This is a genomic window from Planctopirus sp. SH287, assembly GCF_056500625.1.
Genome location: NZ_CM151403.1, coordinates 2,750,565 through 2,766,365, shown reverse-complemented (window position 1 = coordinate 2,766,365; position 15,801 = coordinate 2,750,565). Strand labels below are relative to the sequence as shown.

The window sequence follows — 15,801 nt, the reverse complement described above, 5'->3', positions numbered from 1 at the left end:
TTTCCGGACAGGTTCTCAGGCTCAGCGTGTGATATCGCTGACCAGTTGCGATTGGCAATTGCTCAGAAGGGATCGAGTGTGGCTGTTGTGGCCGGTTGCGGAGTCGCCAGGAAGGCTGCCCGTGAACTTGGGAAACCGCCATCGGGTCGAGCGACCATGGCCGACATCCCCGCAGCAGGCGTCTGGCGCTGCTCATAAACAAGTTGAGCAGTGGCAGGAGGACGGTCATAGGGGACGGGTTGTTCGGCAAACGGTGAACCTGGGCGGGCCTGACCCACAGTGGCCTGGATCGATCGCAGATCGAACGACTGCCGTTCTTCGGTACGAGGGACGATAAACGCACGAGGGCGGTTGAAGGTGTCCGGAGCAATTCCGCTTTCAGGAAAAGGGTCATGGATTTCAGACGCCTTCCGTTCGGTTGCCACAGGTCGCGGCATGAGTGTCAGGTAACGCCCTTCACCCGCGCAGCCTGCAACCAGCAGCAACGCCCCGGCTTTGAGCAGCACAGCTGAGACGAAAAGTGGTTGGCTTGTCATTGTGGCAGCTCCTTCTGCACATCGCACTGCGCGATCGTAAAGCGTGCCTCCGCACGAACTCACAATGCCGACTATAGGCGAATTCTGCCGGTTTGCCTAGAACGTGTTTCGATGCGAGATTGGATTCTCATGGATTCTGAGGAGACAGGCAGACATTGGGTCGGGGCAGCCCGAAACGATCAAAGCCCATCCAGAATTTGTACTCTGGACGGGCTTTCATTGAATCGCAATTTGAAATGGCGTGTTGATGATCTCAAAGCTGCAAGCATGTCGCACAGAGCGCTATTTCAAATTGAAATGCGTATGAGCGCCATTTGGGATTGAACGCGGATGGCATTTCGCCACGCCATGCCTGGCACGGAAGTGCCGATATCTCGTGGCGCATCCCTTCTGATTTGACAGGTTAAGCCATGAACTTTGCCCAAGCCAAAAAGCTTGCGGGCCAGTTCAGTAACCAGTCAGGACAGAGTGGTTGTACCCTAAAATATGCCGCCGTGAGTCCGGTAGGGTGTTGCCAGATCAGGCATGTCAAGGCCCCAGATCCGATCCCAGATTTCTGGAATGTGCCGGTAGCCTTCTGAAACATAAATCAGTTGACGGGCCCGGACGTCTGGCGACGATGAATAGATGGGAATGATGCAGCCGACTTGAAAAGTGGCAGCAGCAAGCACAAGAAGTCCGGCAAACAATCGGGTCCGCATGTTCCCCTCCCTGGGAAATCGTCCGACACACCGCGTGTATCAGACAGCCTTTACGGCGGCTCCATACCGCCAATAGTGGCTCTCATCCTGCTGAAGTTATCGGCGCAACTTGGCGTCAACTTTGGAAAAGTCGGCCTATTCGCGCAATTCCTCAAGCTTTAGAGCGAGATTCCTGGAAAGCCCAGTTTCCTAAGCAATTTTTGCCTGTTCAGCCATTTTTCAGGAGGTTTGAAATTCAAAGAATCTGCCTGGAAACAGCGATTTGACTCTTCTGAGTCAGAGGGGGTTGGCACCGTAATCTCCAGGAGGTCAGCGTCTGATTGCCCAGGGCTTTTGAAGCACTAACAGTCGGCTGCCGGAGTCTGTGGCAAGATGTGCCACATCAGAGTTTTATTGGGACAGCGTTCTCGCAAACAAGGTTCAGACGCAACAGGTGCTTTGCCGGGGCACGGCTGGCAATAGGTGTGAGCGGACAGGCAGAGAGGCACTGATGATGTTTTCCGCCAGTGATGCCAACTCTCAGTTGTTTGCAAACGAAAAAAGCCACCCGCGAAGGTGGCCTTGTCCAACTTTGAATGAATTTAGGGAATCTGTGGGCTGTCTGGTCGCTACGTTGCTAATGGAGGAGAGATTAAGTCCTCAGGTAACAACCATTTGGCCAGTCTAACCCAACTGTGGTTCTGAACTGGTCGAAACGGGGCTATCGCCCGGGTGTTGGGAGGTCGGCAGACCCGCAGAATAACTCGACGGTGCTGGGCTTGGCGACGTAACTTGTGCTGGCGATGAGGGTTCATACGAAACTGGGGCTGGCGAAACAGCTGATGATGGATTGACTGGCGTGGAGCTTTCGGTCGCACGAACAGCGGCTTGTTCCTGTTCGTGGCGGGCCAGAGCCTCACGAGCAGCGGCTTCTTCAAGCTGCCGCACTTTTTCTTCCATCTCTTTACCGGGCTTGAATGTCACCACGAATTTTTCGGGGACAAACACCTTATCACCCGTCCGGGGATTGCGTGCTTTGCGGGCAGCCCGCTTTTTGACTTCAAAAACGCCAAAGTTGCGTAACTCAATACGTCCATCAGCGACCAGCGTTTCCACGATGGCATCGAACGTCTTTTGCACAATTTCTTTGGTTTTGAGCTGAGTCAGCCCAATTTCATCAGAGATTGCTTTGACGATTTCCTTCTTTGTCACGATCGAGGCCTCCGGCAGCTGAAAACGGCTCATGTGACAGTGTCGTCAATCCATGACACGCCTGAGCAAACTTTAGTTCGCAATCGGACGTAAAGTCAAGTGGTTCTTGCATCTGCCTCAGAACGGATTTTGACTTACGGCAAATAGCTCCATTCGGATCGACTCAAGACTCAAGCGAGAATTCCTTAAAATCAGCCTTGATCCTGCAGGTTTAACAGGCGGGCAAACGCAGCAAATTTGATGGAGACCTCTGATTTCTCACCTTCAGCAGTCAGTGGCAACAGGTAAAGTCGTTAAGATTTCTCAACGGTTCATCGATCGCAGCAAATTCTCAAGAGGATTTGTGATCTTGTGCCGCAACCAGAGGTATCTCGAAAATTGCATCTATCGAACCCTGCTGGGAAGAATTCAGTACGAACGGGAATGGAATGACGACCGAACAGCCCATTGAATTGGAAACCAAGCGCCGCTATCTGGTTCAATTTGACCCGAAACGCATTCCCCATTTGTTCACCGACGTCCTGATTATTGGTGCAGGGATTGCCGGCATGCGGGCGGCTTTAGCCATTGATCCTTCATTGCGGGTTGTCGTCGCCACGAAAGATCAGGTGTACAACTCGAATAGCGCCTGGGCACAGGGGGGCATTGCCGGCGTCTTCGATCCCTATGACGATATCGCCAACCATGCTGCCGACACGATCAGTGCGGGTAAGGGCCTCTGCGACCCACTCGTGGTAGAGACCGTTGTTCAGGAAGCTTCTGAGCGAATCCTGGAGCTTGTCCAGATGGGGGCGAGGTTCGATGAAGGGGTCGGCGGCAGAATCGCGCTGACTCAGGAAGGAGGGCATAGCCATCGCCGTGTGGTTCATGCGTTGGGAGACGCCACGGGAAAAGAAGTGATGCGTGCCCTTATTGATCGCGTACGTGCCTTAGAAAATGTCGACATCTGGGAAAAGACATTCACCATTGATCTCCTGACTCAGAATCGTGAATGCCGTGGGGCACTGGTCTGGAATCCCAATCATGGCAAGACCTTTGTCTGGGCCAAGCAGACGATTCTGGCCACGGGCGGGGCGGGACGACTCTTCCGCGAAACAACCAATCCTGATATCGCGACGGCTGATGGCCAGGCGATGGCCTTTCGTGCCGGGGCGGTGGTTCGAGACATGGAATTTATGCAGTTCCACCCGACGGTGCTGTATATTGCCGGGGGAACGCGGTATCTGGTCTCCGAAGCGGTTCGTGGAGAAGGGGCCTATCTGCGCGACTGTCACGGCGTGCGGTTTATGGCCGACTACGATCCAAAAATGGAACTGGCGCCGCGTGATATCGTCAGCCGGGCCATTACCCGCCAGATGGAAAAGACGCGGCATCACTGTGTTTATCTTGATCTCAGCCACTTGCCGGAATCATTGGTGAGGGAGCGGTTTCCCCATATTGGTCAGGTCTGTGCCGATTTCCGATTGGATCTTGCCAAAGATCAGATCCCAGTCCGTCCTGGCGCTCACTATATGATCGGTGGTGTGAAAACTGATCTGGAAGCCCGAACTACGCTCCCGCGACTTTACGCCGCTGGTGAAGTGACCAGTACCGGCCTGCATGGGGCGAACCGCCTGGCAAGTAATAGTCTGCTGGAAGGATTGGTTTTCGGCTTGCGAGCCGGCAGGAATGCGTCAGCAGCCGCCATGGGCGAGCAGGACGTCTTCACCGCTCGAACGATTGACTCTGCGCCGAAATTGTCGAATGACTCGGTGGAAGAGCCGTTAAGGCTTGACGACTTGCTCAATTCGCTTACCAGCGAAATGTGGCGCAATGTCGGGATTGAGAGAAACGCCAGTGACCTGGCGACGGCACTGCATCAGGTCGATTTTTGGGATCGATATGTGGGCAGCCGGGAGTTTTCTTCTGTTGCGGGCTGGGAGCTTCAGAACATGCTGCTGGTTTCCCGGCTGGTGATTCGCGCTGCGATGGAACGCCATGAAACGCGTGGCACCCACAGCCGCAGCGATTTCCCTGCAACTGAGCCAAATCAAGCCCGGCATATCGAGCTGGTTCGAGCATCCTGACAAGAGTGATAATGAAACAGGCCCTGGTTCCATGGAGGAACCAGGGCCTGAAGATGATGAGGGGTGAGTCAGTCGTGACTATCCTCTGTGAAGGTTGTGTTGTGCATCAGTTTGCAGCGGCCAATGTCATCGAGTCCTTACGACGACGGGTCGTGGCGGAGGCTTTAGGCTCATCCGACAGCATCGGTTCATCGTTGATCATGGAGCCTGGCTTAGCATTGTTTGGCAGGAGATCTTCCACAAAGCCTTGCAGGTGGTGAGCACGGGTGTGGTGCTGCAACTTCTTCAGGGCCTTCGATTCAATCTGACGAATACGCTCGCGAGTGACTTTGAAGATCCGGCCGGTTTCTTCAAGAGTGTAGCTATAGCCATCACCCAGGCCGTAACGCAGGCGGATGATTTCTCGTTCACGGTAAGTCAGGCTGCGAAGCACGATATCAATTTTATCCCGGAGCATTTCCCGCAAGGCATTGTCTGCGGGTGTTGACTCATGGCTGTCTTCAAGGAAGTCGCCAAAGCTGGAGTCTTCGCTTTCACCGATTGGCGTATCCAGGCTCATGGGATGTCGCCAGGTCTTCATAATCCGTTCGGTGTCTTCTACCGACATATCAACAGCCAGTGCGAGTTCTTCAATGGTTGGCTCGCGGCCGGTTTCCTGTCGAATCTGTTCACTCTTGTTCTTGAGCGTGGAAATGCTCTGGAACATGTGGACAGGAATCCGGATCGTGCGGGCATGATCTGCCACGGCACGGGTAATGGCTTGGCGAATCCACCATGTTGCGTAGGTCGAGAACTTGTAGCCACGACGGAATTCGTACTTTTCAACACCGCGCATCAGACCAGCATTCCCTTCCTGAATCAGATCAAGAAAGCTGAGTCCGCGGTTACGGTATTTTTTGGCGATGGAGACTACCAGACGAAGGTTGCCGCCGGAAAGCTGCTGCTTGGAGCGTGTCCAGCCTTCAAACTTTTGCAGAACTCGCTTAATACGAGTCTGGAAGTCACCGGGATGTTCCTGAACTTCCTGGATTAAAGTTTCCAGTTCAGTTTGGGCAGCAGCGATATCAGCGGCCGTCATGGGCATGCGGCGAATCTGGCGAGCCGCAATCTGCTTTTGCAGTTCCTGCATGCGGAGTGAGACTTGCTCCATCCGGCGCATGACTGGCTGGAGGCGCTGTGTCCGCACGCTGAGTTCTTCACAGAGTGTGGCCATCTTGCTGCGACGAATGGCCATCCGCTCGCGAATGACAGCTTCTTCTGGTGTCCCTGAAACGGTGCGAAGCAGGGCAAAGTCTTCTTTGTTCTCTTCCAGCATGCGTTCCATGGTGGGCAGATTGTGTGGCATCCGCGCCAGGATCTGCTCCTTCTGGACGCTTTCTGTGTCTGACGTTCGCAAAGTGCGTTCAAATGGCAGTTCGCCAGTTCGCACTTTGTGAATGGTTTCGACGACGATGCGAATGGCGAAATCGGACTCCAGCATCCGTCGGCGGAACCAGCGGCGTGTCATTTCAATCTGCTTGGCAAGATAAATTTCTTTCTCGCGCGTCAGCAGAGGAATGTGCCCCATCTGGCTCAGGTACATACGAATTGGGTCACGTGAGCTTGAAGGGGATTCAGGCTCCAGCATTTCCAATGGTGGCAACGACTGAAGTGGGTCGATCCCGCCGTCAGGTTCGATGGCATCCAGGCCAGCGGCTTCGATGGCCATGATGAGTTCATCCACCAGAGAAGGATCGCCACCTTCATCCGGGATATAACGATCAATATCGGCGTAGGTTAAAAAGCCGTGGGGCTCCCCTGTTTTCAGGAGATCACGAAGTGATTGTTGTAATTGATCCATGTGTCAAACCTCCTTGTCGAGACAGCTTCCGATCATAAGTCACAGGTCAAAGGCGGTAGGACTACCGCAGTTGCACTGGCATGGAGGCCACCCGACGAGCATATGAAAAAACTGCTCGTACCCCCGGGCCGGCGATCCATGTCGCGTTCGCACCACGAGGAGAAAACGAATCTGGCTGATCGTTGATCAGATGATACTAGGCATCATGCCGTTACACCTGATCCGTCGAAGCCAGCCTGGCTCAGCATTGTCGGGCAATCAGTTTTGAGCGAAGGCAAAGCCTGCTCTCTGTGGCGCCGACCGTTGCGTTGACAGAATCCATTCTCTCGCTGCGGACGATTGCTCACGGAATGCTAACGTCGCGGGAAAAAAACTTCTGCGAATTCTGCCGTTCATTACAAATTTTTTGAAAAATTTTCTTGCAGAGCCGGAATCCACTCACATCACCCCAGAATATACGCCCTGTTGTCTTTTTGCCCTCTCCCTTCCCATTGTGAATATCAGGAGGAGTTTCTCCCATTTCGGCCATGTGTGTTCGACGGATCCACAGTTTGGGCGTATCCGACATTGAATCGAGAAATTCGCTACTGCTATACTCTATTGTTCCGATTTTTCATGGCCATCACCCACCCGTCTACGAGAAAGCCCTGCCCCCATGACCGATGCCGCGCTCGAAAAAGACAAAATCGCCGCCAAAGGTCTTAAGGGGATTGTTGCTGCTGACTCACAAATCTGTGACGTCGATGGCGATCTCGGCAAGCTGATCTATCGTGGTTACAACATTCACGAATTGGCTGAGCTGAGCACATTTGAGGAAACCGCTTACCTTCTTCTGGAGGGAGAGCTTCCCAATGCCACTCAATTAAAGTCTTTCACCGACCTGTTGGTTCACCACCGGGAAGTCGAGACGCCGGTTATCGATTGTCTCAAGTCGTTGCCACGAGACACGCCGCCGATGGCAGCTCTCCGGACAGCGGTTTCTGTTTCAGGCTGTTATGACGATCTGGCAGAAGACAACTCGCCCAAGGCGAATTTTGAAAAGTCTGTTCGTCTGACGGCGGAATTGGCCACGATCACCGCGGCGATTCGTCGCCTAGGGGCCGGCCTGGAACCGATTGCTCCCCGTCATGATCTCAGTCATGCCGCCAACTTTATGTACATGCTCAATGGGACAGAGCCATCAGCGGATGCGGCTCGTGCCATGGATCTCATCCTGATTCTTCATGCCGAGCATGGATTGAATGCCAGTACCTTCGCAGCCCGTGTGATTGCGGCCACTTTGGCGGATCTTTACTCGGCAGTCACCGGAGCCATTGGTGCCCTCAAGGGGCCTTTGCATGGCGGTGCGAATACCGAGGTTCTCAAGGTGTTGATGGAGATTGGCAGCGTCGAAAATGTCGCCAGCTATGTCGAAACCACGCGGGCCAACAAAGGGAAGTTCATGGGCTTCGGCCACGCGGTTTATAAAGTGGAAGATCCTCGCGCCAAGCACCTCAAGACTTTGTCGGAGCGTCTGGGGAAAGAAACCGGCGAACCCAAGTGGTACGACATGTCTGTGGCCATGGAAGCCCGCGTGTTTGAGTCGATCAAACGCAACTGCAACGTCGACTTCTATTCGGCCAGTTTGCAGCACTACATGGGCATTCCTGGTGAGATGTTCACATGCGTCTTTGCAACCAGCCGCATTGTCGGTTGGTGTGCCCATGTCCTTGAACAACTGGCAGACAACAAAATCATTCGCCCGTCATCGAATTATATCGGGGTTCCCGACCGCCACTACGAAGCCATTTCCCAGCGTGATTAAACCCGTTTCCGGGTTAGGTGTGGCGGCGTATGGGCGTCATTTGTCCCGAAAAGTTTGGTTTTTTACGCCGCCAGAGCGATAGAGTTACTATGTAAAACGCATTAACAGGTGAGGCTGCCGTTTGTGTCTTCTTGCATGGGGACACAAACGGATTATCTGAGGTCGTTCCGGGATTGCTGACAGGAATGTTGCATGCCCCATGAACTGATCACTGAGGAACTCAATGCTCCTCTCATGCGCGAGCACTTGCTGGCTGTCTCGCTGAAAACGGTTTGCGCCAGGCAATACCCCTGGCTGGGATTGCCAGTCCATCTGATGATTCAACAGGTGCAAGGTCAAGGATTCAGTGGCGATCTGATTTTTCAGGTTGTTACAGAGAGCATGGGGCGATTTGCGCTGCGACGCTGGTCGGATCAGGCTCTTTCGCCAGATCGGCTGGCGGGGCTGCATGCTCTGTTGCGATACACGTGTGATGCGGGATTGCCGGTTGCCCCACCGTTGCCAGCGGCTTCCGGTGCGACGACGTTTTTCTGGGAAGGGGGCGCCTGGCAACTGGAACCCTGGCTTTCTGGTTCTCCCCTGTCTGGCATCTCTCCAGAGACACCAGCATGTGCCGCAGCGATGACCATGCTGGCCAAATGGCATGAAGCGGCGGCGACATTTCGCGCACCTGCCCGGTCAGCGCGATGGTTTCCGTCTCATTCGTCTGGGCAGTCCACTGCGTTGGCGGCTCGAGTGATGGAGATTCAAAAGTTTCTCAAATCTCAGGGCGATCTCAATCTGCCGGGGCCGCCAGAAATCGCTGCGCGCTTGAGAGCCATCGAATCTCATGTCCGGCAGCAGGTTCCTTGTCTGTTGCCTCAGCTCTTGAAGTGGCAACAGGCAAGCCTGTCGTTAACACCCTGTTGGGGTGATCTCTGGCATGGACATGTTCTCATGGAGGATGGCCGGGTGACGGGGATGATCGATGCTGCTGCTGCTCATGTGGATACGGTCGCCGTTGATCTCGCCCGGCTGTTGGGAAGTTTCACGGCACTCGCGCCCGGCACCTGGCGCGAGGCGATTGCAGCCTACCGGCAAGTCCGTCCCTTGTCTGATGAAACGCTCGTTTTGACACAGTTACTGGATCAGGCGGGGATTCTGGTGGCGAGCCTTCATTGGCTGAAGAAGGAACACTGGAACATCTCATTACGAAATCCGGGCGATAAAAACAGACTGGCTGCGATTGTTGGTCGACTTGACTGGATTGAGTCCCGCCTGAAAGAAACGGCCAGATTCTCGTTGATGTAAAAGGCTTTGACATAGCGCCTGGTTCTCCTTTTTTAGCGCAGCCTTACTTTGCTGGTCGATTAGCTGAGTTGACGGCCCCAAAGTGAAAGAAGCTGGGCTTCAGCATTTACCGGGATTGACGCATTCCGGGAATGTCGGGAAGATTCCAGATGGTCAGGAAGACTCGCTTGGCACGCCTTGCTGCGGGGCGAGGGTGTCGGGTCACACATGCGGCAGGGATTGCCTCGGATGTCTTATCATCTTATCGACTCGGTCGAGCGGCTTGGCCGTCCACGTCTCCTCGTTGTCGGCGATCTCATTGTGGATCGTTACGTCTGGGGTGATGCAGAGCGTATTTCTCAAGAAGCCCCCGTGATTCTGCTCCATGAGCAGCGTCAGGAAATTCGTCTGGGTGGCGCTGCAAACGTCGCTCAGATGGTTCGCGGCCTCGATGCTGAAGTGACGCTTCTCAGTGTCATTGGTGCGGATGAAGAGGGCCGGACGGCTTGCCGGGAACTGGAGCGGCTCGATATCGATTGTGGCTCGGTCTGCATTGATGAAGTCCGTCCCACCACGCTGAAAACCCGTTATATGGGAAGTGCCCAGTACCGCCATCCTCACCAGATGCTGCGGGTCGATCGTGAAGTCCGGACTCCTATTTCAAATACATTGGCAACGCGAATTCTGAATCAGGTTCTGCCGCACCTGAATGAGTTTCAGGCGATTCTGGTTTCTGATTATGGCAAAGGGTTCTGCACGACTGAACTTCTCACTCCTCTTATCAAAGCTGCTCGTAACGCCGGCATTCCTGTGGTTGTTGATCCTGCCAGTCATGGAAATTGTGATGCTTATCATGGTGCGACTTCGGTCACGCCCAACCGGTTGGAAACAACCCGCGCCACCGGTATTGAAGTGCGGACAGTCGCCGATGCGTTTCGAGCAGGTCAGGTTCTCTGCGAGAAAATGAATCTGGATTATGCCTTCGTGACCATGGATCGGGACGGTATTGCGCTGGTTCATCAGGATGGGCGCGGCGAACATTTGCCGACACGTCCACGAGAAGTCTGCGATATCACCGGAGCCGGTGACATGGTCATGGCGATGATTGGTGTGGGTCTGGGAGCAGGGCTTGAACCCGCTGATCTTGGTCGTCTGGCCAATATTGCTGGCGGTCTTGAGGTCGAGCAAATTGGTGTCGTCGCCATTTCCCGAGCCGAGATTCTCGCTGATCTGATGAAGGCTCATCGTCATCAGGATGGCAAGATTCTTTCGCTCTCCACATTGGAGAGGCAGATTGCGGCTCGTCAGAAAATTGGTCAGAAGATTGTTTTCACCAATGGGTGTTTTGATCTGCTTCACGCGGGGCATGTCAGCTATCTGGCGGAAGCGGCTCGCGAAGGGGAATGTCTGATTGTCGCGATTAACAGTGACGAGAGTGTTCGTCGACTGGGGAAAGCTCCTGATCGCCCGATCTTTGATCAAGACTACCGCTCCCGGATGCTGGCAGCACTGGAAGTTGTAGACTATGTGGTTGTTTTTAATGAAGACACACCGCATGCCCTGCTCAAGACCCTTAAGCCGGATGTTCTGGTGAAGGGTGGCACTTACTCGGTCGAGGAAATTGTCGGACGAGAAGTCGTGCTGGCTTATGGCGGGGTTGTGAAACCGATGGGGGCTGTGGACGGTCTGTCGACGACGGAAATTGTCCGCCGGCTGCGAAATCAGGACGCCAACGTCCTCTCGATTTCAACACACAGTTCAGCTGTGGCAAGCGAATCAGACGTTCCTGCTGCACGGACTGGGTTTGAACGGAAAGCGGCATGAAGCGGGCCATCTTTATGCCCAACTGGGTGGGTGATGCGCTCATGGCCACGCCAGCCTTGCGTGCTCTGCGTGCGTCGTTTCCCGATGACGAAGCTGTCGCGATTCTCCAGCCTTATGTGGCTGAAGTTCTGGAAGGGACAGGTCTTGTCGACCGCGTGATCACACGCCCTCCTGAAAAAAACTTGCGGAAACAACCTCTCCAAGCCATTCAGTCAGGCCTTGAATTCCTCCGCATCTTGCGGCATGAAGGATTCGACGAGGCCATACTGTTCCCCAATTCCTTTCAGTCGGCTTGGTCTGCCTGGGCTGGTGGTGCGAAACGGAGAATTGGCTTTGCACGGGATGGCCGGGGGTGGCTGCTGACTGATGGTCTGGCAGCTTCTCGAAGAAAGATTCCGCACCCTGCACTGGAAGATTATCTGGAGCTTGTTAAGGCCGCTGGAGCCAGCGTGCCTGATGCCCGGCATGCTCGGATGGAACTGGTTTGCACAGAACCAGGGTTAGCGCATTGGCAGCATTTTCTGGCAGCTCATCCTGCCATTGCCAATGCCTCCTCGCTGGTGGCGATTAACACGGGGGGGGCTTTTGGTGCGGCGAAAGACTGGCCCAGTGAGTCATTTGCGGCGTTGGCCCGGCGGATTGTTGATGAGACTGCATCCGCCGTTGTCATTCTTTGCGGGCCGAGCGAGCGAGAAAATAGCCTCAAAATTGAATCGATCCTTAACCATCCGCGGGTGAAATCCTTGGGAAGGGAACCGCTGTCGCTTTCGTTGACGAAAGCCGTCATTACGAAGTCGTCTTTTGTGGTGACGACTGATTCGGGGCCACGCCATTTTGCCGCAGCGGCGAATGTGCCGCATCTTGTGCTCTTTGGCCCAACGCATCAGGCATGGAGCGAGACCTGGTCGCCGGTTTCCACATCTATTCAATTAGCTCTAGCTTGTGGGCCTTGCCAGAAGCGTGTTTGTCCCTTGGGTCATCATGCCTGCATGCGAATGTTGGGGGTTGATCTGGTGTGGCGAGAACTGAAGCCTCAACTCCAGAGCCTGCGAGCTGTCGCCTGAGCGAATATTCCTGGTTGCCACATCCCGGCACGGTCGGCAGAATCTCCTCACAATCACACATCAGCAGCACAAAGGCACACCCAATACCATGGTTTGCTTGAAAAGTGCCCGGTCTGACAGACGTTCTTTCTGTAATATCTCCCCGTAATATTCCCACAGTATGTTCCCACTGTGCCGCTTGTTTTTCAGGATCGCTTTTCATGGCCTGGGTTGTTTTGATTGCCTTGAGTTATCTTGCGGGTTCCATTCCTTTCGGGCTGATTCTGGCACGCCTGATCAAAGGGATCGATATCCGAACTCAAGGGAGCGGCAATATCGGAGCCACCAACGTCAGCCGTTCGCTTGGGAAAAAGTGGGGGTTCGTCGTGCTGATTCTCGACGCTCTCAAGGGATATCTCCCGCCGCTTTTTTTGCCGGGGTTATTCGGGTTGGGCGGAGATGAATGGGCGCTCCCGATGTCGGCGATGACCACGGTCATCGGGCACATGTTTCCCATCTGGTTGGGTTTTCGTGGGGGGAAAGGGATTGCGACGTCTCTGGGAGCATTGGGAGCGGCGACGCCCTGGGGCCTGCTGGTTGCCACGCTGTTTTTCTTTGGAAGTTTCGCGATCAACAAGATTGTGTCGCTGAGTTCTCTGATTGCGTTGGTGGCTTATCTTGCGTTTGAAGTGGTCTGCTGGCAGGTGCCGTTTGCCTTTCGCAACGGAGAGGGAATTCAGGGAGCGACGACAGCACAAGCGGTGATGGCTGTGGTTCTGTCGGTGCTGATCATTTATCGCCACCAGGGGAATCTGGCCCGCCTCCGCGCAGGAACCGAACCCACCTTCTTCCAGAAAAAAACCGCCTGAGCAAAAAGACGCCTCCTTGTAGAAACGGCCTGCTGAGCCAATTGAAGATGGGCTTCGCCAGTTCAACAATCGTGGTACACCGCAGGCGGAAACGAACGGGGACATGATGAGCACAAGGCTCCTACCCCATCACGCCTTGTTGCGCGGAAACGGATCCTCGAATCGCACCGCCGCATCTGGATCCAAAGTCAGGCATGGTCAAATCAGGCCGCGGTCTCGGGAACAGATCCAGCGTTCTGCTGGATGCGGTCGTGCAAAGCCGCGCGGAGAGTAAGGCCAGTTAATCCAGCAGATTGAAGAGGAGGTGGTCTGTGCCGCCGAAGGGGACTTCTGCTGTCAGGCCGGAGAGTGCTGCGTTGCTGTACTTGATGGGGATCAGGGAGTTTGGCTGAGGAGGAGTGCCCGGCGTGCTTCCCTCTGCGTGCAGGTCTTCCTGAGAGATTTTCATGATGGCGACGCTGTAAGCGCCTGGGACTGCGCCCGATTCTGGCGGGAAGGCTTTCAGGTCGAACTTTCCATCTTTATCAGTGATTGCCGAAGCGGCGTATCCTCCCTGAACTTTGGATTGAAAGACCAACACTGCCTCGGAGACCGGTTCACCACGGTAAGTCACCACGCCCCGGGCAATTGCGGTGGCTGGTAGTTGATCGTGGAAGCTTCCCAACCCGCAGCCGGTCAGTGCGACCAGAAGTCCCCCAAATGTCATGCTTCGCAAAAGGGGACTGCAGATCTTTAACGGTTGCCATCGCATGAGCGGACACCAATTCTGATATGTCATGTTGCTAATTATTATCTCAGAGCGATCAAATCGTCAGGGAGTGATCGCTGACTCGCTGGAGCCTCCCTGATGATGATTGAAGTACCGGCAAATCTGTTGAGATTTTAGAGGCTATCTTCAAAAACTCACTCTCTCACTTGCGAGAGAGAGCCGGGGTGAGGGGACTTTAACCGTCCATGCTTCTGATCGATAACGCTTCGTCGATGTTCGCTTCATCAATGATAACGTGCCTTTCATCGAGAGCAACGCGTCGCCCCCTCATCCGGCCTGCGGCCACCTTCTCCCTCGAGGGAGAAGGATTTCAAAACTCTCTTGAGAGAGATGGATTCGATGGTTCTTGCAGCAAGTCTTAGAGGCTATCCGAAAGCGCTCATATCCTTCTTCGGTTAAGGGATCTCTATAAGTCTTTCTCCCTGAGGGAGAAAGAGCCGCTGGCAGGATGAGGGGATTGGTCTTGGCTTTGTAAACACGGCGGGTTCATCGGCCCTCACCCCGGCCCTCTCCCGCAAGCGGGAGAGGGAGCCATCACGGAGAAAGTCTTAGAAATTAGTATTCAATTCGCCGCCGGCCCGTGTTCCTAAAGCTCCCCAGACGCCATAGGGACTGGCCCCTGAAGCAGGTGTCAGCAGGGGAAGATGCCCGGCCTGGAATCCGCTGACAGGCAGGATGGCTCCCTGATCGCCAGTATCAATGTTGTCACTGATGAACCGAACCGAGCCATCGGCCATTAAGGTGTGGACGCCGCCTGTGTGTGAGCTGCCCGCATTGAAAACTCCATATCCACTATGGCTGGCTGAATTTCGTGTATAGCAACTGGAGGTATTGGGAGGGAGGGCTGTCGAGAATGTGGAAAATATCGCAGCGCCATCGCCCCAACGGTATCCACGGATACCGCCGCTCCCTGTATCGGCACCACTTGGCGGTAAGTAGGTTCTTGATGACGCATTCCAGAGGGCCTTGCAAGCGGCAGGGCTGATGTTGCCTGCTGGCAAATACATGGCCGCGACGAGGCCGGGGCCGTTGGTTGAAGTGGGTAACGTGATTTCCGACATGGCGATGGTGTTGCTGGTGCCATCGGTAATATCACGGAAACCGACGCATGAGAGGTAGGCAAACATCCCCCGGCTGGCGAGAGGTCGAAGTGGCTGTGTTGCGAAATCTTTGCCGGCTTCGGTGTCTCCGGCGCAGAAGACATAGTTCCTCTTACCGCGATTATCTGCGGGATTCAAAGCGGTCTGCCCTGCATCACTGGGGCATTCCATGAAGGAGAACCGTCGGTTCCAGGGAGAGATGTTAGTCCATGGGCGTTTGTTGTTGCCCGTGAGTCCTTCAATCTCCTGATAAACCGGTGTCTGATCAAGAAACGGCAGCAGCATGATGACGCCGGTTTTGGCAACACTTGCGGCAGTTGTATGTTCCCCCCCGGTAAAAGGAGGAAAGAGGTTGTGCACATCGTGATAGTTGTGGAGTGCCAGCCCGTATTGTTTCAGGTTGTTTTTGCACTGAGAACGGCGGGCGGCTTCACGTGCCTGCTGCACAGCCGGGAGTAACAAGGCGATCAGAATCGCGATAATGGCAATGACGACCAAAAGCTCAATCAACGTAAAACCAGAAAACTTGCGGGAGGGCATCTGCTGGAATTCCTTCCAAATTGAAACGGCACATTCGATTCAAGCCTTCGCATCGCCAGCGATTCAGTCCTGCTGAATTTCGCTGCGTACCAAGGCACTGTCGGGCTGAATGTCGCGTGAGTTTCAAATCTGTTACCACAAAAAACGCCCCTTCATTCAAACTTCATGAAGTCGTTGCTTTTGTGGAATCACGGGTGTGGCCAGGCAAACACTGAGCGATGTACACATTGTGCTTTTTAGAAGCGGAGC

At 54.5% G+C, this 15,801-nt stretch carries 12 protein-coding genes; 6 read left to right on the top strand and 6 right to left on the bottom strand.

Features of this window, described 5'->3' with window-relative positions; translation table 11 throughout:
* Positions 1 to 62: 62 nt before the first annotated feature.
* The 3 genes from SH287x_RS10225 to SH287x_RS10215 form a co-directional block, all read right to left on the bottom strand.
* Positions 63 to 536, bottom strand: coding sequence for a hypothetical protein (locus SH287x_RS10225; RefSeq protein WP_479518628.1), 474 nt, complete (start codon positions 534 to 536; stop codon positions 63 to 65).
* A gap of 479 nt (positions 537 to 1,015) precedes the next feature.
* Positions 1,016 to 1,237, bottom strand: a complete 222-nt coding sequence (locus SH287x_RS10220; RefSeq protein ID WP_479518627.1) for a hypothetical protein — start codon at positions 1,235 to 1,237, stop codon at positions 1,016 to 1,018.
* Between the two features lie 663 nt (positions 1,238 to 1,900).
* Positions 1,901 to 2,428, bottom strand: a complete 528-nt coding sequence (locus SH287x_RS10215) for an HU family DNA-binding protein (RefSeq protein ID WP_479518695.1) — start codon at positions 2,426 to 2,428, stop codon at positions 1,901 to 1,903.
* Positions 2,429 to 2,856: 428 nt separating this feature from the next.
* Here SH287x_RS10215 and nadB point away from each other — a divergent pair, with 428 nt between their 5' ends.
* Complete coding sequence (gene nadB, locus SH287x_RS10210; RefSeq protein ID WP_479518626.1) at positions 2,857 to 4,494, top strand: L-aspartate oxidase; 1,638 nt, start codon at positions 2,857 to 2,859, stop codon at positions 4,492 to 4,494.
* 106 nt (positions 4,495 to 4,600) lie between these two features.
* Here the strand turns inward: nadB and SH287x_RS10205 are convergent, their stop codons facing one another.
* The gene (locus SH287x_RS10205; protein WP_479518624.1) at positions 4,601 to 6,334 is read right to left on the bottom strand and encodes a sigma-70 family RNA polymerase sigma factor; all 1,734 of its coding nucleotides are present in this window, start codon (positions 6,332 to 6,334) and stop codon (positions 4,601 to 4,603) included.
* A 655-nt stretch (positions 6,335 to 6,989) separates the two neighbouring features.
* Between SH287x_RS10205 and SH287x_RS10200 the strand changes: the two genes are divergently transcribed.
* The 5 genes from SH287x_RS10200 to plsY all read left to right on the top strand — a co-directional run bounded on the left by SH287x_RS10200 (position 6,990) and on the right by plsY (position 13,143).
* On the top strand, positions 6,990 to 8,138 hold the full coding sequence (locus SH287x_RS10200) for a citrate synthase (RefSeq protein ID WP_479518622.1): 1,149 nt from the start codon (positions 6,990 to 6,992) through the stop codon (positions 8,136 to 8,138).
* A 192-nt stretch (positions 8,139 to 8,330) separates the two neighbouring features.
* Entirely contained in the window at positions 8,331 to 9,428 is a 1,098-nt protein-coding gene (locus SH287x_RS10195) for a phosphotransferase enzyme family protein (RefSeq protein ID WP_479518621.1), read from the top strand.
* A 228-nt stretch (positions 9,429 to 9,656) separates the two neighbouring features.
* Positions 9,657 to 11,231 (top strand): D-glycero-beta-D-manno-heptose 1-phosphate adenylyltransferase, encoded by a 1,575-nt coding sequence (gene rfaE2, locus SH287x_RS10190; protein ID WP_479518620.1) that lies wholly within the window; start codon positions 9,657 to 9,659, stop codon positions 11,229 to 11,231.
* On the top strand, positions 11,228 to 12,295 hold the full coding sequence (gene waaF, locus SH287x_RS10185) for a lipopolysaccharide heptosyltransferase II (protein ID WP_479518619.1): 1,068 nt from the start codon (positions 11,228 to 11,230) through the stop codon (positions 12,293 to 12,295). The genes rfaE2 and waaF overlap by 4 nt, the downstream gene beginning before the upstream one ends.
* Positions 12,296 to 12,495: 200 nt before the next feature.
* Positions 12,496 to 13,143, top strand: a complete 648-nt coding sequence (gene plsY, locus SH287x_RS10180; RefSeq protein WP_479518617.1) for a glycerol-3-phosphate 1-O-acyltransferase PlsY — start codon at positions 12,496 to 12,498, stop codon at positions 13,141 to 13,143.
* Positions 13,144 to 13,423: 280 nt separating this feature from the next.
* Here the strand turns inward: plsY and SH287x_RS10175 are convergent, their stop codons facing one another.
* Both SH287x_RS10175 and SH287x_RS10170 read right to left on the bottom strand, forming a co-directional pair.
* Positions 13,424 to 13,921 carry a transthyretin-like family protein gene (locus SH287x_RS10175; RefSeq protein WP_479518615.1) on the bottom strand — a complete coding sequence of 166 codons (498 nt, stop codon included), beginning with the start codon at positions 13,919 to 13,921 and terminating at the stop codon, positions 13,424 to 13,426.
* A gap of 539 nt (positions 13,922 to 14,460) precedes the next feature.
* On the bottom strand, positions 14,461 to 15,552 hold the full coding sequence (locus tag SH287x_RS10170; RefSeq protein ID WP_479518614.1) for a DUF1559 domain-containing protein: 1,092 nt from the start codon (positions 15,550 to 15,552) through the stop codon (positions 14,461 to 14,463).
* Between the last annotated feature and the right edge of the window lie 249 nt (positions 15,553 to 15,801).